This window comes from Pseudomonas sp. FeS53a (assembly GCF_000931385.1).
GTDB lineage: Bacteria > Pseudomonadota > Gammaproteobacteria > Pseudomonadales > Pseudomonadaceae > Metapseudomonas > Metapseudomonas otitidis.
On sequence record NZ_JYFT01000080.1, the window covers coordinates 19,856 to 39,626 of the forward strand.

The 19,771-nt window shown below is 66.4% G+C and carries 16 protein-coding genes; 9 read left to right on the top strand and 7 right to left on the bottom strand.

The genetic code is table 11. The features are described from left to right. Positions 1 to 52: 52 nt before the first annotated feature. Positions 53 to 2,968: a sensor histidine kinase gene (locus SZ55_RS25545; protein ID WP_044413660.1), complete on the top strand. Its 2,916-nt coding sequence runs from the start codon at positions 53 to 55 to the stop codon at positions 2,966 to 2,968. Positions 2,969 to 3,048: 80 nt separating this feature from the next. On the opposite strand, the gene SZ55_RS25550 is transcribed toward SZ55_RS25545, so the two are convergent. The 4 genes from SZ55_RS25550 to SZ55_RS25565 form a co-directional block, all read right to left on the bottom strand. Further along, entirely contained in the window at positions 3,049 to 3,330 is a 282-nt protein-coding gene (locus SZ55_RS25550) for a hypothetical protein (RefSeq protein WP_044413662.1), read from the bottom strand. Positions 3,331 to 3,635: 305 nt separating this feature from the next. Continuing rightward, complete coding sequence (locus SZ55_RS25555; RefSeq protein WP_044413665.1) at positions 3,636 to 6,446, bottom strand: FAD-binding and (Fe-S)-binding domain-containing protein; 2,811 nt, start codon at positions 6,444 to 6,446, stop codon at positions 3,636 to 3,638. 68 nt (positions 6,447 to 6,514) lie between these two features. Next, positions 6,515 to 7,660: an FMN-dependent L-lactate dehydrogenase LldD gene (lldD, locus tag SZ55_RS25560; RefSeq protein WP_044413668.1), complete on the bottom strand. Its 1,146-nt coding sequence runs from the start codon at positions 7,658 to 7,660 to the stop codon at positions 6,515 to 6,517. Positions 7,661 to 7,807: 147 nt separating this feature from the next. Beyond that, positions 7,808 to 9,493: a lactate permease LctP family transporter gene (locus SZ55_RS25565; RefSeq protein WP_044413671.1), complete on the bottom strand. Its 1,686-nt coding sequence runs from the start codon at positions 9,491 to 9,493 to the stop codon at positions 7,808 to 7,810. Between the two features lie 315 nt (positions 9,494 to 9,808). Between SZ55_RS25565 and SZ55_RS25570 the strand changes: the two genes are divergently transcribed. Continuing rightward, positions 9,809 to 10,576 (top strand): FCD domain-containing protein, encoded by a 768-nt coding sequence (locus tag SZ55_RS25570; protein WP_044413674.1) that lies wholly within the window; start codon positions 9,809 to 9,811, stop codon positions 10,574 to 10,576. Positions 10,577 to 10,636: 60 nt separating this feature from the next. On the opposite strand, the gene smpB is transcribed toward SZ55_RS25570, so the two are convergent. Beyond that, the gene (gene smpB / locus SZ55_RS25575; protein WP_044413676.1) at positions 10,637 to 11,116 is read right to left on the bottom strand and encodes an SsrA-binding protein SmpB; all 480 of its coding nucleotides are present in this window, start codon (positions 11,114 to 11,116) and stop codon (positions 10,637 to 10,639) included. Between the two features lie 148 nt (positions 11,117 to 11,264). On the opposite strand from smpB, the gene SZ55_RS25580 reads away from it, so the two are divergent. Together SZ55_RS25580 and SZ55_RS25585 are read left to right on the top strand one after the other, a co-directional pair. Continuing rightward, the gene (locus SZ55_RS25580; protein WP_044413679.1) at positions 11,265 to 11,699 is read left to right on the top strand and encodes a type II toxin-antitoxin system RatA family toxin; all 435 of its coding nucleotides are present in this window, start codon (positions 11,265 to 11,267) and stop codon (positions 11,697 to 11,699) included. Then, positions 11,692 to 12,012 carry an RnfH family protein gene (locus SZ55_RS25585; protein ID WP_044413682.1) on the top strand — a complete coding sequence of 107 codons (321 nt, stop codon included), beginning with the start codon at positions 11,692 to 11,694 and terminating at the stop codon, positions 12,010 to 12,012. Before SZ55_RS25580 ends, SZ55_RS25585 begins: the two co-directional genes overlap by 8 nt. Positions 12,013 to 12,107: 95 nt before the next feature. Here SZ55_RS25585 and SZ55_RS25590 read toward each other — a convergent pair whose 3' ends face one another. Then, positions 12,108 to 12,629 (bottom strand): outer membrane protein assembly factor BamE, encoded by a 522-nt coding sequence (locus tag SZ55_RS25590; protein ID WP_044413685.1) that lies wholly within the window; start codon positions 12,627 to 12,629, stop codon positions 12,108 to 12,110. A 96-nt stretch (positions 12,630 to 12,725) separates the two neighbouring features. Between SZ55_RS25590 and fur the strand changes: the two genes are divergently transcribed. Then, positions 12,726 to 13,130: a ferric iron uptake transcriptional regulator gene (gene fur / locus SZ55_RS25595; RefSeq protein ID WP_044413688.1), complete on the top strand. Its 405-nt coding sequence runs from the start codon at positions 12,726 to 12,728 to the stop codon at positions 13,128 to 13,130. Positions 13,131 to 13,184: 54 nt separating this feature from the next. Here fur and recN read toward each other — a convergent pair whose 3' ends face one another. Next, complete coding sequence (gene recN, locus SZ55_RS25600) at positions 13,185 to 14,858, bottom strand: DNA repair protein RecN (protein ID WP_044413689.1); 1,674 nt, start codon at positions 14,856 to 14,858, stop codon at positions 13,185 to 13,187. 155 nt (positions 14,859 to 15,013) lie between these two features. Here recN and grpE point away from each other — a divergent pair, with 155 nt between their 5' ends. From grpE to dapB, 4 genes are all read left to right on the top strand, one after another. Beyond that, positions 15,014 to 15,580 (top strand): nucleotide exchange factor GrpE, encoded by a 567-nt coding sequence (grpE, locus tag SZ55_RS25605; RefSeq protein WP_044413691.1) that lies wholly within the window; start codon positions 15,014 to 15,016, stop codon positions 15,578 to 15,580. A 103-nt stretch (positions 15,581 to 15,683) separates the two neighbouring features. Next, on the top strand, positions 15,684 to 17,594 hold the full coding sequence (dnaK, locus tag SZ55_RS25610) for a molecular chaperone DnaK (protein WP_044413693.1): 1,911 nt from the start codon (positions 15,684 to 15,686) through the stop codon (positions 17,592 to 17,594). 121 nt (positions 17,595 to 17,715) lie between these two features. Continuing rightward, entirely contained in the window at positions 17,716 to 18,843 is a 1,128-nt protein-coding gene (gene dnaJ, locus SZ55_RS25615) for a molecular chaperone DnaJ (RefSeq protein WP_044413696.1), read from the top strand. Positions 18,844 to 18,925: 82 nt separating this feature from the next. After that, entirely contained in the window at positions 18,926 to 19,729 is an 804-nt protein-coding gene (gene dapB, locus SZ55_RS25620) for a 4-hydroxy-tetrahydrodipicolinate reductase (protein ID WP_044413699.1), read from the top strand. The last annotated feature ends 42 nt before the right edge of the window (positions 19,730 to 19,771 follow it).

Genomic DNA, 19,771 nt, shown 5'->3' on the forward strand with positions numbered 1-19,771 from the left:
ATGACATATGATTGCCAGCTATCGTCAGGGTGTCCCTTACAGAGAGCGTCCCATGCTGCGTTCACGTCATCCCCTTCGCCAGTGGATCTGGCGGGCGTTCGTGCAGAGCGCGCTGATTCCGCTGATCCTCGTGGAGTCGGTGCTGATCGCCGTCTACCTGCTGACCAACGGCGCCATCCGTGATGCGCAGGTGGACTACCTGCAGCGCAGCGCGCTGGAGGACCTGAGCAGCGCGGTGGTGCGCGAGGGCAAGATCATCGACGGGCGCCTGCACAGCATCGAGGTGCTGACGCGGATGTACCGCGACGCCGCCTACCGCGCGCTGCACCACGAGGACTTCCGCCCCGACGCCCTGGAGCGCCAGCGCCACGCGCAGACCCCGGACGGGGTGTTCTACACCCGCAGCGACGACGGTCGTGCCGCCTCCTTCTATGCCAACAGCACCCCGCCGGCGCAGCAGGACCGCGAGAAGGTGATGCGCCTGTCGCAGCTGGACCCGCTGATGAAGTCCATCCGCGAATCCGACCCGCTGATGGCGGCGGTATACTTCAACACCTGGGACAGCTACAACCGTATCTACCCCTTCTTCATGACCCCCGAGCAGTATCCCCATGACATGGTGATACCCGACTACAACTTCTATTACCTCGCCGACGCCACCCACAACCCGCTGCGCCGCGTGGTCTGGACCGACGTCTACCTGGACCCGGCCGGGCAGGGCTGGATGATGTCCGCCATTGCTCCGGTGTACACCGGCGACTTCCTCGATGGCGTGGTGGGCCTCGACATCACCGTCGACAAGATGCTCAAGGAGATCGGCGGCCTCAAGGTGCCGTGGCAGGGCTACGCCATGCTGGTGAGCCGCGACAACAGCATCATGGCGCTGCCCGAGGCCGGCGAGCGCGACTTCAGCCTGCGCGAACTCACCAGCTACTCCTACGAGGAGGCGGTGCGCCGCGAGATGCTCAAGCCGGCGGACTTCAAGCTCGACCGCTTCCCCGAGATGCGCCCGCTGCTGGCGGCCATGAGCGGTGACAAGGGCAACGTGCAGGAAGTGGTGCTGGGCGGGCGCAAGCAGATGGTCGCCTGGGCCGAGATCCCGCAGACCGGCTGGCGCCTGATGATGGTGGTGGACGAGGCCAACATCTACAGCGAGACCAACCGCCTGGCCGCGCGCTACCAGCAGATCGGCTACCTGCTGATCGCCGGCCTGGCCTTCTTCTACGCGCTGTTCTTCGCCTGGATGTGGTCGCGCTCGCGGCGCCTGTCCAACGAGCTGTCGGTGCCCATGTCCGGCATCGTCGAGATGATGAGCAGCCTGGGCCGTGGCGATTACCACCCCGCCGCGCCGCAGAGCGGCATCCAGGAGCTGGCCGACATGGCCGAGGCAGTGCAGCACACCGGTGCCCAGTTGCAGGCCAGCGAGCAGGAGCGTTTCCAGGCCCAGCGCAACCTGGAGCTGGTGCTGGAGAGCACCACCGAGAGCATCTGGGAGACCGACCCGCAGGCCCACACCATCCGCATCAGCGGGCGCTTCGCCCGGCGCTTCGGGCTGCCCAGCGACCACCTCAGCCTGGCCGACTTCAACAAGCGCGTGCACCCCGACGACATCGAGCGGCTGCGCCAGCTGCGCACCCAGTTCTCCGCCGGTGAGCAGGAGAACTTCGACGCCGAGTACCGCTTCGCCGACGCCAATGGGCAATACGCCTGGCTGCTCAGCCGCGGCAAGGTGCTGGAGCGGGATGCCGACGGCCACGCCAAGCTGGTGGCCGGCACCCACGTGGACATCACCCGCCTCAAGGAGGTGGAAGAGGAGCTGCGCCGCGCCACCCGCGAGGCCCAGGCCGCCAGCCAGGCCAAGAGCCGCTTCCTCTCCAGCATGAGCCACGAGCTGCGCACCCCGCTCAACGCCATCCACGGCTTCGCCCAGCTCATCACCCTGGATGCCGAAGGCCGCGAGGAGCGCCGGGAGGAGGGCGAGTACGCCCAGGAGATCGTCAACGCCAGCCGGCACCTCACCTCGCTGGTGGACGACATCCTCGACCTGTCCAGCATCGAGAGCCGTCGCCAGCAGCTGCAGCTCAAACCGGTGGACATCGGCCCGCTGCTGACCAGTTGCGCCGAGCTGATCCAGCCCGAGCTGCAGTCGCGCCAGCTGCAACTGCAGATGATGGCCGCGCCCGAATCGGCGCTGTTCGTCATGGCCGATGCCCGCCGCCTGCGCCAGGTGCTGCTCAACCTGCTGTCCAACGCGGTCAAGTACAACAGTCCCCAGGGCATGGTCAGCCTCGGCTACGAAGTGCGCGCCACCGGCGTGCGCCTGTGGGTGGCCGACACCGGCTCGGGCCTCAGCGAAGAGCAGCAGGCCATGCTGTTCCAGCCGTTCCAGCGCCTGGGCCGGGAGAACTCCACCATCCCCGGGACCGGCATCGGCCTGGTGCTGTGCCGCGAGCTGGCGGAGCTGATGGGCGGGCACATCGGCTTCAGCAGCACCCCCGGCGTCGGCAGCCGCTTCTGGATCGACCTGCCCAGCGCCGCCGCGCCCCAGCCCCAGGGCTCGCTCAACGAGCACATCGGTGCGATCACCCTGCCGGAAGTGCTCTGCGTCGAGGACCACCCGGCCTGCCTCAAGGTGCTCAAGGAAGGGCTGCGTGAAGTGGCCGACGTGCGCGGGGTCGGCTCCATCGGCCGCGCCCTCGCCACCCTCGACCAGATGACCCCGGCGCTGCTGGTGCTGGATCTGGACCTGCCCGACGGCGACGGCCTGCAGGTGCTCGACCAGGTGCGCCGCTCCGCCCACCTGCAGGGCATGCCGGTGATGGTGGTCAGCGCTGCGGCTGACGACGCCCTGCTGGCCGAGGCGCGCCGCCGGGGCGCCGATGCCTGCATGACCAAGCCGGTGGACCTGCAGCAGCTGCGGCAGCTCGCCGTGTCCCTGCTGGAACGCGCCGCCCGCACCAACGAGTAAGCCCCGCGCGGGCGGGGCCTTACCGTCTCTGCGGCCCGGCGTACTGCCGGGCCGCCTTTTCGCAATCTTTCTACCTGCCGCTACTGCGACGCGCCGGCGCTGCCGCCGTCGGTGTTGGGGCGCTGCAGGCGTTGCAGGGCCATGTTCGAGGCGCTGATGCAGCCTTCGGTGTCGCCGTGGGTCTTGGCCTGTTCGGCCTTGGCGCGCAGGTCCTGAACTTCCTGCTTGAGCGGATCGCCGAGGGTGGTGGCGGTGGCGAGCTGGTCGCTGATCTTCTGCAGGTTGAGGGTGCAGAGGTCGTCGGCGAAGGCCAGGGGGGACGCCAGCAGGGTGGCGCCGAGCAGCAGGGCAGTGCGTTTCATGGGGTGGTCCTCTCTTCGTTCTGTGGCACTCGGAGGGGCCTTGCGGGAAGGCCGGGTGGAGCACGGATGTCCGAGATGGGCGAGCCGGCGCGAAGCGGGCTCATGAAGGTGGACAGGGTGGCGGGGAGGGCGGTTCAGGTTTTCTGCTGGGGGACCTGTCGCCGCCCCACCATCCCACGCTTGGCAACACTGCGGCGTGCGCACACACGTTGCTGTCGGGAATCGCAGTTGCAGGGCGGTGAAGAACCATAAAAAAGCCCCGCTCGAGGCGGGGCGCAATCCGTGCCGGGCACGGCTCTTGAGGTTCAGTCCGCGCGGGGGCGGGTAACCCGGTCCACCAGGTAGACCAGGCCGTGGTAGTCGATGCCGCTGTGGTGGCTGAGGCCGATCTCGCAGGTGCGGCTGGTGGAGACGCCTTCCTCGCAGATCTGCACGGCGTCCTTCAGGCTGCGCAGGGCGTGGCCGTTGAGTTCCGGGGTGGTGAAGCCCTTGTCGCCGGCGAAGCCGCAGCAGTGGATGCCCTCGGGGACGACCACCTGGCGAGTGCAGCGGCTGACCAGGTCGATCAGCGCCTGGGATTCGCCCAGGTGCTGGGTGCTGCAGGTGACGTGGACGGCCACCGGCTGCTCCTGGGGGGTGAACTCCAGGCGGTCGAGCAGGTGGGTGCGGATGAATTTCACCGGGTCGTGGATCTTCAGCCGGGGGTCGTCCAGGTCCTGCACCAGGCGCAGGGTGCAGGGGCTGGTGTCGCAGTAGACCGGGTCGAGGCCGCCGCGGCTGGCGCGCAGCAGTTCGGCCAGCAGTTCGTCGCGCTTGTCGTCGGCCTGGCGGGCGTAGCCCTTGGAGGCGAAGGGCTGGCCGCAGCAGAGGTTGTCGGCGTTGTCGGGGAAGACCACCTGGTAGCCGGCCTTCTCCAGCAGCTGGCGGGTCTTGTCCATCAACGGCATCTGCTCGTCGGCACCGGCGGCCGGGCCCATGGCGCGGGAGACGCAGGCGGTGAGGTAGACCACGCGCGGGCGCTCGCCCACGGGGCCGGCGGCCGGTGGGTCGAAGCGCACCGGTTGCGGCATGGCCGGGGTCCACTGGGGCAGGCGTTCGCCACTGGCGCGGTGCAGGGCACCGCTGAGGCGCGCCAGGCGCGGGGCGCCGAGCACGGCTCGGGTGAGGTTGGCGGTGGCCAGCAGCAGGCGCGCGCCCTTGAGGGTGGTAGCGAAGTTGCGCGCGAGCCAGGTGGCGGTGCCGGGGCGGTGGGCGTGTTCGCCGCGCAGCTTGCGCACCAGGTCGCCGGTGTTGATGCCGACGGGGCAGCGCTGGGCGCAGAGGCCGGTGGCGGCGCAGGTGTCGACGCCCTGGTAGGCGAAGGCCTCTTCCAGCTCGCGGGTGTCGATGCCGGCGCGCTTGCGGGCCTGGATGTCGCGCCAGATGACGATGCGCTGGCGTGGGCTGAGGGTCAGGCCCTTGGAGGGGCAGACCGGCTCGCAGAAGCCGCATTCGATGCACTTGTCGACGATCTCGTCGGCGGCGGGCAGCGGCTTGAGGTTCTTCAGGTGCAGTTCGCGGTCGTCGCTGAGGATGACGCCGGGGTTGAGGATGCCGGTGGGGTCGAGCAGGCGCTTGAGCTGCCACATCAGCTGGTAGGCGTCGTGGCCCCATTCCAGTTCGACGAAGGGCGCCATGTTGCGGCCGGTACCGTGCTCGGCCTTGAGGGCGCCGCCGAATTCGACGGCGACCAGTTGGGCGACGTCCTGCATGAAGGCGTCGTAGCGGGCGACCTGTTCGGGGCTGTCGAAGCCCTGGGTGAAGACGAAGTGCAGGTTCCCTTCCAGGGTATGGCCGAAGAGGATCGCTTCGTCGTAGCGGTGCTTGTCGAACAGTTCGATGAGGCGGTTGACGCCGGCGGCGAGCTGTTCGACGGGGAAGGTGACGTCTTCGATGATCACCGTGGTGCCGGTCTGGCGCACGGCGCCGACGGCGGGGAAGGTGTCCTTGCGGATCTTCCATAGCTGGTTGTAGACGACCGGGTCTTCGCTGAAGTCGACCTTCTGCTCCACCGGGAAGTCGGCGATGGAGGCGGTGATGCGGGCGAGCTGTTCGTGCAGCAGGCTGGCGCTGGCGGCGCGGGATTCGATCAGCAGGGCGCAGGCGCTGGCGGAGAGACCCTTGACCCAGGTGGGCATGCCGGGCTTGTCCTGCACGGAGCGCAGGCTGCGGCGGTCCAGCAGTTCGACGGCGGAGACCGGTTGCTGCTTGAGCACGGGGACGGCGCGGCAGCAGGTTTCCACGTCGGGGAAGACGATCAGCGCGGAGGCCTTGTGCGGGTGCTCGGGCACGGTGTCGTAGGTGACGGCGCTGATGAAGCCGAGGGTGCCTTCGGAACCCACCAGCAGGTGGGTGAGGATGTCCAGCGGCTGGTCGTAGTCCACCAGGGCGTTGAGGGACAGGCCGGTGGTGTTCTTCAGGCGGTACTTGTGGCGGATCTTCGCGGCCAGTTCGGTGTTGGCGCGGGTCTGCCGGCCGAGTTCGGCCAGGCGCTCCAGTAGCTCGCCGTGGCTGGCCTGGAAGGCGGCGACGCTGGCCGGGTCTTCGCTGTCCAGCAGGGTGCCGTCGGCCAGCACCAGGCGCAGGCCGGCGAGGGTGTGGTAGCTGTTCTGGGCGGTGCCGCAGCACATGCCGCTGGCGTTGTTGGCGACGATGCCGCCGATCTTGCAGGCGTTGATGGAGGCCGGGTCGGGGCCGATCTTGCGGCCGTAGGGGGCGAGCCAGGCGTTGGCCTGGGCACCGATGACGCCGGGCTGCAGGCGGATCTGCGCGCCGCCCTGGCGGATGTCGCGGCCGTTCCAGTTGTCACCGAGGACGATCAGTACCGAGTCGCTGATGGCCTGGCCGGAGAGGCTGGTGCCGGCGGCGCGGAAGGTGACGGGCACCTGTTCGGCGTGGGCGGCCTTGAGCAGGGTGATGACTTCGGCTTCGCTCTCGACCCGCACCACCAGCTTGGGGATGAGGCGGTAGAAGCTGGCGTCGGTGCCGAAGGCGAGGGTGGAGAGCGCATCGTCGAAGCGCCGGTCGCGGGGGATCAGGCGCTCGACGGTGTGCAGGAAGGCGGCGGGCAGGCTCATCGGTCAGGTCCTGTCATCAACGGTGGGGTGCGGGCCGCTTGGGCGGCCTCGTCTTGGATGGGCGCCGTTCAGCGGGGCAGGTCGCGCACCAGTGAGTCGGCGTTGATCTCGGCGATGGACTTGGCGCCGGTGAGCACCATGGCCACGCGCATTTCCTTTTCGATCAGGTCCAGCAGGTTGCTCACGCCGGCGCCGCCGGCGGCGGCCAGGGCGTAGACGAAGGCGCGGCCGAGCATGACGGTGTCGGCGCCGAGGGCGAGCATGCGCACGACGTCGAGGCCGGTGCGGATGCCGGAGTCGGCGAGGATCTTCAGCTCGCCCTTCACGGCGTCGGCGATGGCGGGCAGGGCGCGGGCGCTGGAGAGCACGCCGTCGAGCTGCCGGCCGCCGTGGTTGGAGACGATGATGCCGTCGGCGCCGAAGGTGACGGCGTCACGGGCGTCCTCGGGGTCGAGGATGCCTTTGATGACCATGGGGCCTTGCCAGAAGTCGCGGATCCATTCGAGGTCCTTCCAGGAGATGGAGGGGTCGAAGTTGGCGCCGAGCCAGCCGATGTAGTCGGCCAGGCCGGTGGGGTTGCCGCGGTAGGTGGAGATGTTGCCGAGGTCGTGGGGCTTGCCCAGCAGGCCGACGTCCCAGGCCCAGGCGGGGTGGGTCATGGCTTGCAGCACGCGGCGCAGCGGGGCGTTGGGGCCGCTCATGCCGGAGTGGGCGTCGCGGTAGCGGGCGCCGGGCACGGGCATGTCGACGGTGAAGACGAGGGTGGTGACGCCGGCGGCCTTGGCGCGCTCCAGGGCGTTGCGCATGAAGCCGCGGTCCTTGAGCACGTAGAGCTGGAACCACATGGGCCGGTCGATGGCCGGGGCGACTTCTTCGATCGGGCACACCGAGACGGTGGAAAGGGTGAAGGGGATGCCCTTGGCCGCTGCGGCCTTGGCGGCCTGCACTTCGCCGCGCCGGGCGTACATGCCGGTGAGGCCGACGGGGGCGAGGGCGACGGGCATGGCGAGGGTTTCGCCGAACAGCTGGGTTTCGAGGCTCAGCTCGGACATGTTCCGCAGCACGCGCTGGCGCAGGGCGATGTCGGCCAGGTCCTGCACGTTGCGGCGCAGGGTGTGCTCGGCGTAGGCGCCGCCGTCGATGTAGTGGAACAGGAAGGGCGGCAGCTTGCGTTGGGCGGCGGCGCGGTAGTCGGTGGAGGCGGAGATGATCATGGGCTCTTCCGTTTTGGCAGAAAACGTGGATCGGGCGCGCTGGAGCGATACAGGGCGGAAATGGCCGGGGGAGCCGAGCCTACCTATGTAGGCGAGCCTCCCCGAGGCCATTCCCTTGCTGCATCGCCGACGCGCAGCCGGCCCTGGTCAGTGAACCAGCATGCCGGTGAAGACATAGGCCTGCGCCAGGGTGATCAGACCGACCATGGCGGCGAACAGCAGGCTGTGCTTCAGGGTGAAGCGGAACAGGTCCGATTCCTTGCCGACCATGCCGGTGGCGGCGCAGGCCACGGCGATGGACTGCGGGGAGATCATCTTGCCGGTGACGCCACCGCTGGTGTTGGCGGCGACCAGGAGGGTGTCGTTGACGCCGATCTGGTGGGCGGTGGTGGCCTGCAGCGAGCCGAACAGGGCGTTGGAGGAGGTGTCGGAACCGGTGAGGAACACGCCCAGCCAGCCGAGGAACGGCGAGAAGAACGGGAAGGCCGCGCCAGTGCCGGCCAGCACCAGCGCCAGGGTAGTGGACATGCCGGAGAAGTTGGTGACGAAGGCGAAGGCCAGCACCATGCCGATGGAGAGGATCGGCAGTTTCAGCTCGACGAAGGTTTCACCCAGACTGGTCAGACCATTTTTTAAGTTGATCTTCAGGACCAGCATGGAGACCACGGCGGAGAGGAAGATCGCGGTGCCGGTGGCGGAGATCGGGTCGAACTTGTAGACGGCCGGAATCGCGGTGGCGGTGGTGACGATGGGGGCGCCTTTCATCACCAGCTGGTCCAGGTGCGGGATGGCGCACATGAAGACGAAGTGCTCCAGCGCGCCACCCGGGGCGAACAGGGCCTTGAACGGCTTCAGGGTCCAGATGGTCACCAGCACGGTGAGGATCAGGAAGGGCGACCAGGCCTTGAGGATCTCGCCGAAGCTGTAGGGCGACGGGGTGGTGCTGCGCGGGCCGCCGAAGCCGCCCATGACGGCTGCACCGCCGGAGACGCCGACCACTTCGCGGTCTTCGGCGCGCTTGGGCTGCCACACCTTGAGGAACAGGGTCAGGGACACCAGGCTCACCAGGGCAGAGGTGATGTCGGGCAGTTCCGGGCCGATGAAGTTGGAGGTGAAGTACTGGGTGATGGCGAAGCTGGCACCGGCGACGAGGGCGGCCGGCCAGGTTTCCCTGATGCCGCGCCAGCCATCCATCATGGCCACCAGCCAGAACGGCACGATGATCGACAGGAAGGGCAGTTGGCGGCCGGTCATGGCGCCGATCTTGAAGGCGTCGATGCCGGTGACCTGGCCCGCGACGATGATCGGGATGCCGAGGGCGCCGAAGGCCACCGGGGCGGTGTTGGCGATCAGGCACAGGCCGGCGGCGTAGAGCGGGTTGAAGCCCAGGCCCACCAGCAGCGCGGCGGTGATGGCCACGGGGGCGCCGAAGCCGGCGGCCCCTTCGAGGAAGGCGCCGAAGGAGAAACCGATCAGCAGCACCTGCAGGCGCTGGTCGTCGGTGATGGACAGCACGGAGCTGCGGATCACTTCGAACTGGCCGCTCTTGACGGTGAGTTTGTAGAGGAACACCGCGGCGACGATGATCCAGGCGATCGGCCAGAGGCCGTAGGCGAAGCCGTAGCCGGCGGCGGCGAAGGCCATGTCGACCGGCATCTTGAAGGCGAAGATCGCGACCGCGAGGGACAGGGCCAGGGTGATGGTGCCTGCGATGTAGCCCTTCATGCGGAACACGGCGAGGGCGAGGAAGAAGAACACGATGGGGATCAAGGCGACCAGCGCGGACAGGCCGAGGCTGCCGAGCGGGGTGTAGATCTGTTGCCAAGCTTGCATTCGGGTGGCTCCCTGATTGTTTTTGGAGTGCCTGTTGGCCTTCCGGAGTCGTTGCGCTCGTGGCGCAGCAGCAGGCAATTGCTCTCCGTTCGGCGTTTTCGTCGAATTGGTATTACCAATTTACAAAATCGACGGCTCAGGGTAAAAGCCCTCCCATTGACCTGTCAATTTCGTGTCCTACAACTTTGGTCGAGCGCATGGGGCTCATCTGCGCCTTGTGGATGGCGATGGCGCTGGTTAGGCTGCCGCGCTGAATGAGCTGGGCTGCCAAGGCAGGCGGCTGGAACGGGAACGGAACGGTGGTTCGGGAGGGGTATGGGATTCGGTCAGGTGCGTCAGCGCCGTCTGTCGGATGACATCGTCGATCACCTTGAGGCGATGATCCTCGAGGGGACCCTGAAAGCAGGCGAGCGACTGCCGGCGGAGCGTGTGCTGGCCGAGCAGTTCGGGGTGTCGCGTCCGTCCCTGCGGGAGGCGATCCAGAAACTGGTGGCCAAGGGGTTGCTGGTGAGCCGGCAGGGCGGTGGCAACTACGTGTCGGCGGAGCTGGGGTCGACCTTCAGCGATCCGCTGCTGAAGCTGCTGGAGGGCAACCCCGACGCACAGCGCGATCTGCTGGAGTTCCGCCATACGCTGGAAGGTTCCTGCGCCTACTACGCGGCGTTGCGGGCGACGGCTGTTGACCATGAGCGCCTGGGCGAGGCTTTCGAGGCGCTGCAGGCCTGCTATTCGCCGGGCAGCCAGGCGACCCGGGAGGAGGAGGGCGCCGCCGATGCGCGCTTCCATCTGGCGATTGCCGAGGCCAGCCACAATGCGGTGCTGCTGCACACCATCCGTGGGTTGTTCGATCTGCTCAAGCACAACGTGGTGACCAACATCGGCGGGATGTACCTGCAGCGCAGCGAGACCCGCGACATGCTGATGGCTCAGCACCGGGCGCTGTACGAGGCGATCATCGAGCGGCGTGCGGAGGAGGCGCGGGAGGTGTCCCATCGCCACATCGACTACGTGCAGGAAGTGTTGGCCGAGGGTCGGCTGGAGGCGGTGCGCCTGGAGCGGGCGCAGCGGCGCCAGGGCATCTGAGTCGTCAGTGCGCGCAAACGAAAACGCCGGGCAATGCCCGGCGTTTCTGTCTGGCGAGGATCACTCCTTGCCTTTGGTGCGCATGGCGCGCTCGATCTCGCGGTCGGAGTCGCGTTCCTTCTCCGTGGCGCGCTTGTCGAATTCCTTCTTGCCCTTCACCAGGGCGATCTCGCACTTGATCAGGTGGGCCTTCCAGTACAGCGAGAGGGCGACGCAGGTGTAGCCCTTCTGCTGGACGGCGCCGAACAGCTTGCCCAGTTCACGCTTGTGCAGCAGCAGCTTGCGGGTGCGCACGGGATCGGCGATGACGTGGGTGCTGGCGGTCTTCAGCGGGGTGATGTGGCTACCGAGCAGCCAGGCCTCGCCGTCCTTCAGCAGTACGTAGCTGTCCACCAGTTGGGCCTTGCCGGCACGGAGGCTCTTGACCTCCCAACCTGCCAGGGCGAGACCTGCCTCGAAGCGCTGCTCGACGAAGTAGTCGTGCAGGGCCTTCTTGTTCTGTGCGATGGAGCCTTGGGATTGTTTCTTTTGCTTAGCCATAGGCGCGGCATTATAGGGAGTCGCTCGCCAGCCCGCTACGGCGGCGTAGGCTTGAGCGCGTTGGGCGAATCCCCGACAATGCGCGCTCTTTTTTTGACCAGCCGTGTTGCCCCTGCTGCAGCCGACTGACTGACGTTCAGAGGCTCCGATGTCCACGCATATCCAGCGTTCCGCGCTGCTCCCCTATCCCGCCAAGGCGCTCTACGACCTGGTCAACGATGTGGTGCGCTACCCCGAATTCCTGCCCTGGTGCGCGAGCAGCGAGGTGCTGGAGTCGAGCGAGTCGCACATGGTGGCCAGCCTGGGCGTGGCCAAGGGCGGGATCAGCCAGCGCTTCGTCACCCGCAATGCGCTGGTGGAGGGGGCGAGCATCGAGATGAACCTGGAGGAAGGGCCGTTCACCGAGCTGCATGGGGTTTGGCACTTCAAGGCGCTGGGTGAGAAGGCCTGCAAGATCAGCCTGGACCTGTCTTTCGACTACGCCGGGCCGATCGTCAAGGCGACCCTGGGGCCGTTGTTCAACCAGGCGGCGAATACCTTGGTGGATGCTTTCTGCCAGCGGGCCAAGCAGCTGTATGGCTGAGTCGCTGATCACCGTCGAGGTGGTGTGCGCGCTGCCTGATCGTCAGCGTCTGGTGCGGCTGGAGGTGCCGGCCGGCACGACGTTGCGCCAGGCCGTACTGATGGCGGGGCTGGCGGATGCGTTTCCCGACCTGGACCTGGCGGCTGCGCCGCTGGGTATCTTCGGCAAGGCGGTGCAGGGCGCCGAGGCTCGGCAGGTCGAGGCGGGGGATCGAATCGAGGTCTATCGCCCCCTGGTGGCCGATCCGAAGGAGGTGCGCAAGGCGCGTGCCGCGCGTGCGGCCCAGGCCAGGGGAGAGGGTCGGGGCGATTGATCGGCGTCTGAGGACGCTGCGGCTGTCGGCCCTTCTGGATCAGTCAGGTACAAAAAAGCCCGGAACCAGTCCGGGCTTTTTCATGTTCGCTGCAGTTATTGCGGCGTGGTGTCCAGGGGTTCCGGGATCGGGACCGGTACGGTTTCCACCTGGTCCACTTCCTTCTGGATCTGCTCCAGCAGCGAACCGGGCTTGGCTTTCTCTTCCGGCTTCTGCTGGGAGGGTTTGTTCGGGGTGACCTGGTTGTTGCCGTCGCTGCCGAGGATCGCCTCGTCGCGGCTGACGCCAGGCATGAAGTCACCGCCCAGGCCGATCAACTGGTCGTTGCCGTCGAACAGCAGGGTGACGCGCTCCTGCTGACGCTGGCCGCCGCCGGGCTGGATGCTGTAGAGGTAATCCCAGCGATTGGCGTGGAAGGTATCGAGAATCAAGGGGTTGCCCATGATAAACCGCACTTGGCGCCGGGTCATTCCGGGCTTCAACTGGTCTATCATGTCCTGCGTTACGACGTTGCCTTGCTGGATGTCGATCTTGTAGACACCGGGAAACGAACAACCGGCGAGTGCGAGCAGGCCTGCAAATGAGAGGCTGGTCAGCAGGAGCTTGGTGTTTTGCATCGGTGGGTGACTTCCACTATCTTGGCTGGGCAACGAAAATCCGATCATACCCGCATTGAGGGAAGCTGCGAAGCAGCATCCACGAGAAAGCTGACCATGGTTGAAAATAACGAACTTCGCAAAGCCGGTCTGAAGGTCACCCTGCCTCGGGTGAAGATCCTTCAGATGCTCGACTCCGCCGATCAGCGTCACATGAGTGCCGAGGATGTGTACAAGGCACTGATGGAAGCCGGCGAGGACGTAGGCCTTGCGACGGTCTACCGCGTGCTTACCCAGTTCGAGGCTGCCGGCCTCGTCGTCCGCCACAACTTCGATGGCGGCCATGCCGTGTTCGAACTGGCTGACAGTGGCCACCACGACCACATGGTCTGCGTGGACTCCGGTGAGGTCATCGAATTCATCGACGCCGAAATCGAAAAGCGGCAGAAAGAGATCGTGAAAGAGCATGGCTTCGAGCTCGTCGATCACAATCTGGTGCTGTACGTGCGCAAGAAGAAGTGATTTCCGCTCCATGAAAAAGGCGACCTCGGGTCGCCTTTTTCATGCCTGCGCGAATCAGTGGCGGGCGCTGGTGACCATCTTGCGGGCGTGGGCGATGGACTCTTCGGTGAGGTCGACGCCGCCCAGCATGCGGGCGATCTCCTCTACGCGCGCCGCGTCGTCGAGGTTGGCGACGGCGGTGCGGGTTTCCTTGCTGCCGCGCTTCTTGTGCACGAAGAGGTGGTGATGGCCCTGGGCGGCCACCTGGGGCAGGTGGGTGACGGTGAGGACCTGGCCGCGTTCGCCCAGGCGCCGCAGCAACTGGCCGACCACTTCTGCGGTGGGGCCGCCGATGCCCACATCCACTTCGTCGAACACCAGGGTCGGTACCCGCGAGGTCTGTGCGGTGATGACCTGGATGGCCAGGCTGATCCGGGACAGCTCGCCGCCCGAGGCGACCTTGGCCAGGCCCTTGAGGGGCTGCCCCGGGTTGGCGCTGACCAGGAACTCCACCTGTTCCTGCCCGTTCGGCTGGGGTTCGTCGCTTTCGATACTGCGCAGCTCGATGCTGAAACGCCCGCCAGGCATGCCCAGGCGTTGCATCTCCGTCTCCACGGCCTTGGCCAGCTTGCCGGCCGCTTTGCCGCGCAACTGGCTCAGCTCGGCGGCTTTTGCTTGGTAGTGACGGGCATAGGCCGCCAGTTCGTCCCCGAGGCGCTCCACGGCCTCGTCATCGGCATTGAGCGCTTCGATCTCCTCCAGCAGCGTGTGCTGCAGGTGAGGCAGTTCGCTGGGATGGATGCGGTGCTTGCGGGCCAGTGTGTAGAGCGTATCGAGGCGTTCTTCGACCTCCTGCTGGCGGTGAGGATCGGCATCGAAATGGTCGATGAAGCGGTTGATCTCGCCGACCGCTTCTTCCACCTGGATCTGGGCGCTGGCCAGCAGGTTGACGGCTTCGGCAATGGGGCCCTGCTGGGCGTTGAAGGCCGTCAGGCGGTTGAGGCTGGAGGTGAGGGCGCTGAGGACGTTGCCAGCATCGCTCTCGCTGCACATGTCCAGTACCTGGCGGCAGCCGGCCAGCAGGCCTTCGGCGTTGGACAGGGTCTTGTGCTCGGCTTCCAGTTGCTCCAGTTCGTTGTCGCCGAGGGCCAGTTGCTCCAGCTCTTCCAGCTGGTAGCTGAGCAATTGGTGGCGGGCGCGCTGCTCCTCGCTGTTGCGTGACAGGCGCTGGAGCTCCTGGCGGGTCTGGCGCCAGCGCTGGGCGGCGAGCTGGACCTGGCGGGCCAGGTCGCTGGCGCCGGCAAATTCGTCCAGCAGGCGCCGATGGGTGTCCGGCTTGAGCAGCGACTGATGTTCATGCTGGCTGTGGATGTCGATCAGCAGTTCGCCCAGTGCCTTGAGATCGCCCTGGGGGCAGGGCGTGCCATTTATATAGGCACGGGAGCGTCCTTCCGCAGTGATGACCCGGCGCAGGATGCACGAGCCGTCGGTTTCCAGGTCCCGCTCGGCGAGCCAGGCGCGGGCTTCGGGGATGTCGCTCAGGTCGAAGCTGGCGAGGACGTCGGCCTTCTCCGCGCCGGGGCGGACGGCGCCGCTGTCGGCGCGGTCGCCCAGGGTCAGGCCGAGGGCGTCGAGCATGATCGACTTGCCCGCGCCGGTCTCGCCGGTGATCACGGTCATGCCGCCTTCGAGCTCAAGATCCAGGTGCTCGACGATGGCGTAGTTGTGGACTGAGAGGTGGACCAGCATGGTGGGGACTCCCCTGGGCTTAGGCTGGCTATTTATACAGTGTTTGTTTTCCGGCTGACAATCGCCTCCTGCCCTTGAAGCGACAAATTGCGACCCCATATAGGCGGACAGATCGGCGGGTCATTCCCCGCCACCGTTTCAGTAAGGAGGAAGGCATGGCAGACGAACAGAACCTGGATACCCAGAACCCCGAGGTGAGCGCACCGGCTGACGTGGCGGGCGAGGACCTCGTGGCCCGCGTCCAGGCGCTGGAGGAGCAGCTGGCTGCGGCCCAGGACCAGTCCCTGCGTACCGCCGCCGAGCTGCAGAACATCCGCCGCCGTGCGGAGCAGGATGTCGAGAAGGCGCACAAGTTCGCCCTGGAGAAGTTCGCCAACGACCTGCTGCCGGTGGTCGACAGCCTGGAGCGTGGCCTGGAGCTGACCAGTGCCGAGGACGAGGCCGTTCGCCCTGTACGTGAAGGCGTCGAGCTGACCCTGAAGCTGTTCCACGACACCCTGAAGCGCTTCCAGGTCGAGGCCGTCGACCCCCATGGCGCTCCGTTCAACCCGGAGCATCATCAGGCGATGGCAATGGAAGAGAGCACCCATGTCGAGCCGGGTAGCGTCCTGAAGGTCTTCCAGAAGGGCTACCTGCTCAACGGCCGCCTGCTGCGCCCGGCCATGGTCGTGGTCAGCAAGGCCCCGGCCGAAGCGCCGCCGTCCATCGACGAGCAGGCTTGAAATCCGGCTCAGGGCCCCCATCTGGTAGTCCAAGCGTTCACATGCTGATGCGGCCCCCAAGCGAGCGGGGCCGTAAAGAAATCAAAGTTTCGGGAGAGAGAATATGGGCAAGATCATCGGTATCGACCTGGGTACCACCAACTCCTGCGTTTCCATTCTTGAGAATGGCAACGTCAAGGTGATCGAGAACGCCGAAGGCGCGCGTACCACCCCCTCGATCATCGCCTACACCAACGACGGCGAGATCCTGGTCGGCCAGTCCGCCAAGCGCCAGGCCGTCACCAACCCGCACAACACCCTCTACGCCGTGAAGCGCCTGATTGGCCGCCGCTTCGACGAGGATGTCGTGCAGAAGGACATCAAGCTGGTTCCCTACAAGATCGCCAAGGCCGACAACGGTGACGCCTGGGTGGAAGTGAAGGGCCAGAAGATGGCGCCTCCGCAGATCTCCGCGGAAGTGCTGAAGAAGATGAAGAAGACCGCCGAAGACTACCTCGGCGAGCCGGTGACCGAAGCTGTCATCACCGTACCGGCCTACTTCAACGACAGCCAGCGCCAGGCCACCAAGGACGCCGGCCGTATCGCCGGCCTGGACGTCAAGCGCATCATCAACGAGCCCACCGCGGCTGCGCTGGCCTACGGCATGGACAAGGCCAAGGGCGACCACACCGTGATCGTCTATGACCTGGGTGGCGGTACCTTCGACGTGTCGGTCATCGAGATCGCCGAAGTGGACGGCGAGCACCAGTTCGAAGTGCTGGCCACCAACGGCGACACCTTCCTGGGTGGCGAGGACTTCGACATCCGCCTGATCGACTACCTCGTCGACGAGTTCAAGAAAGAGTCCGGCATCGACCTGAAGGGCGACCCGCTGGCCATGCAGCGCCTGAAAGAGGCTGCCGAGAAGGCCAAGATCGAGCTGTCCTCCAGCCAGCAGACCGACGTCAACCTGCCGTACATCACTGCAGACCAGACCGGTCCGAAGCACCTGAACGTGAAGATTTCCCGCGCCAAGCTGGAAGCCCTGGTGGAAGACCTGGTTGCTCGCACCATCGAGCCGTGCCGCATCGCGCTGAAAGATGCTGGCCTGGACGTGGGCGATATCCACGAAGTCATCCTGGTCGGTGGTCAGACCCGCATGCCGCTGGTGCAGAAGCAAGTCGCCGACTTCTTCGGCAAGGAAGCGCGCAAGGACGTCAACCCGGACGAAGCCGTCGCCATCGGTGCGGCCATCCAGGGCGCCGTACTGGCCGGTGACGTGAAGGACGTGCTGCTGCTCGACGTGAGCCCGCTGACCCTGGGTATCGAGACCCTGGGCGGCGTGATGACTCCGCTGATCGAGAAGAACACCACCATCCCGACCAAGAAGTCCCAGGTGTTCTCCACTGCCGACGACAACCAGTCCGCCGTGACCATTCACGTGCTGCAGGGTGAGCGCAAACAGGCCGGCCAGAACAAGTCCCTGGGCAAGTTCGACCTGGCCGAGATCCCGCCGGCTCCGCGTGGCGTGCCGCAGATCGAAGTGACCTTCGACATCGACGCCAACGGCATCCTGCACGTGTCCGCCAAGGACAAGGCCACCGGCAAGCAGCAGTCCATCGTGATCAAGGCCAACTCCGGCCTGTCCGAGGAAGAAATCCAGCAGATGGTGCGTGACGCCGAAGCCAACGCCGAGGAAGACCGCAAGTTCGAAGAGCTGGCCGGTGCCCGCAACCAGGGCGATGCGCTGGTTCACGCCACCCGCAAGATGATCACCGAAGCGGGCGACAAGGCCACTGCTGAAGAGAAAGCGGCCATCGAGAAAGCTGTAGGCGAGCTGGAAGTTGCCGTGAAGGGCGATGACAAGGCCGAGATCGAAGCCAAGATGAACGCGCTGTCCCAGGCTTCCGCTCCGCTGGCGCAGAAGATGTACGCCGAGCAGGCCAAGGCCGGCGAGGGTGCTCCCGCAGGCGACGACAAGGCTGCCGACGATGCCGTCGACGCCGAGTTCGAAGAGGTCAAGGACAACAAGTAAGCGCCACGCTTGCTTGCGCTCCTGCCCCGAGCCGCTCGGCTCGGGGTGATTCGCCACGCGGGGGCTTGCTCCCGCGTCGGCGTGTCTGGAGGGCGCGAAACTTTCAGAGTGCAGAGAACCAATGGCTAAACGTGACTTTTACGAAATCCTCGGTGTGGAGCGTGGCGCCAGCGAGGCCGAGCTGAAGAAGGCCTATCGTCGCCTGGCCATGAAGTACCACCCGGACCGCAACCCGGGGGACAAGGAGTCCGAGGAGAAATTCAAGGAGGCCAACGAGGCCTACGAAATCCTCTCGGATGCCAGCAAGCGCGCGGCCTACGATCAGTACGGCCATGCCGGCGTCGATCCGCAGATGGGCGGCGGCGGTGGGGCGGGATTCGGTGGCGCCAGCTTCTCCGACATCTTCGGCGACGTGTTCAGCGACTTCTTCGGTGGCCAGCGCGGTGGCCAGCGTGGCGGTGCCCAGCGCGGCAGCGACCTGCGCTACACCCTTGAGCTGGATCTCGAAGAGGCGGTTCGCGGCACGACCGTGACCATCCGTGTGCCGACCCTGGTCAACTGCAAGACCTGCGATGGCTCCGGTGCGAAGAAAGGCACCAGCCCCGTCACCTGCACCACCTGTGGTGGCATTGGGCAGGTGCGCATGCAGCAGGGCTTCTTCTCCGTCCAGCAGACCTGCCCGCGCTGCCACGGCACCGGCAAGATGATCAGCGACCCGTGCGGCAGCTGCCATGGCCAGGGGCGTGTGGAAGAGCACAAGACCCTGTCGGTGAAGGTGCCGTCCGGCGTGGACACCGGCGACCGCATCCGCCTGTCCGGCGAAGGCGAGGCGGGCGTGATGGGCGGTCCGCCCGGCGACCTGTACGTGGTGGTCAACGTGCGTGAGCACCCGATCTTCCAGCGTGACGGCAAGCACCTGTACTGCGAGGTGCCGATCAGCTTCGCCGATGCGGCGCTGGGCGGTGAGCTGGAGGTGCCGACCCTGGACGGCCGCGTCAAGTTGAAGATCCCCGAGGCGACCCAGACCGGCAAGCTGTTCCGTCTGCGTGGCAAGGGCGTTGCCCCTGTGCGGGGCGGTGGCGCGGGCGACCTGATGTGCCGCGTGGTGGTCGAGACGCCGGTGAACCTGGACAAGCGCCAGCGGGAACTGCTGGAAGAGTTCCGCAAGAGCCTGCAGAGTGACGGCTCCCATTCGCCCAAGGCCAGCACCTGGTTCGAAGGCATGAAGCGCTTCTTTGGTGATCTTTGACGCAGGGCGCCAGGCGGCGCACGGCAGGCTTGGCCTGGTCGTGCGCGGGGCCTGGCGCTTCTAGCTTGGAGCTTTGTTCGTTATGCGACGTATTGCAGTGATGGGCGCCGCCGGGCGCATGGGCAAGACCCTGATCGAAGCGGTCCAGCAGAACCCGGGTGCCGGCCTGACCGCCGCCATCGATCGGCCCGACAGCACCCTGGTGGGGGCTGATGCGGGTGAGCTGGCTGCGCTGGGGCGTATCGGTGTGCCGCTCTCGGGCGACCTGGCCAAGGTGGTGGACGAGTTCGACGTGCTGATCGACTTCACCCACCCGTCGGTGACCCTCAAGAACCTGGAGGTCTGTCGCCAGGCGGGCAAGGCCATGGTCATCGGCACCACCGGTTTCACCGCCGAGGAGAAGGCGCTGCTGGCCGAGGCGGCCAAGCAGATCCCCATCGTCTTTGCCGCAAACTTCAGCGTCGGGGTGAATCTCTGCCTCAAGCTGCTGGACACCGCTGCGCGGGTGCTCGGCGACGAAGTGGACATCGAGATCATCGAAGCCCATCACCGTCACAAGGTGGATGCCCCCTCCGGCACCGCGCTGCGCATGGGTGAGGTGGTGGCCGAGGCCCTGGGGCGCGACCTGTCGAAGGTGGCGGTTTATGGCCGTGAAGGGCAGACGGGCGCTCGCGAGCGCGAAACCATCGGCTTCGCCACCGTGCGTGCAGGTGATGTGGTCGGCGACCATACCGTCCTGTTCGCGGCCGATGGCGAGCGCGTCGAGATCACCCACAAGGCGTCCAGTCGCATGACGTTCGCCCGTGGCGCCGTACGTGCCGCGCTGTGGCTGGATGGCCAGGGTGCCGGCCTGTACGACATGCAGGATGTGCTGGGTCTGCGCTGATTGTTGGTCGCGGAATGCAGTTTGGTGATGTCTTTCCTGTGG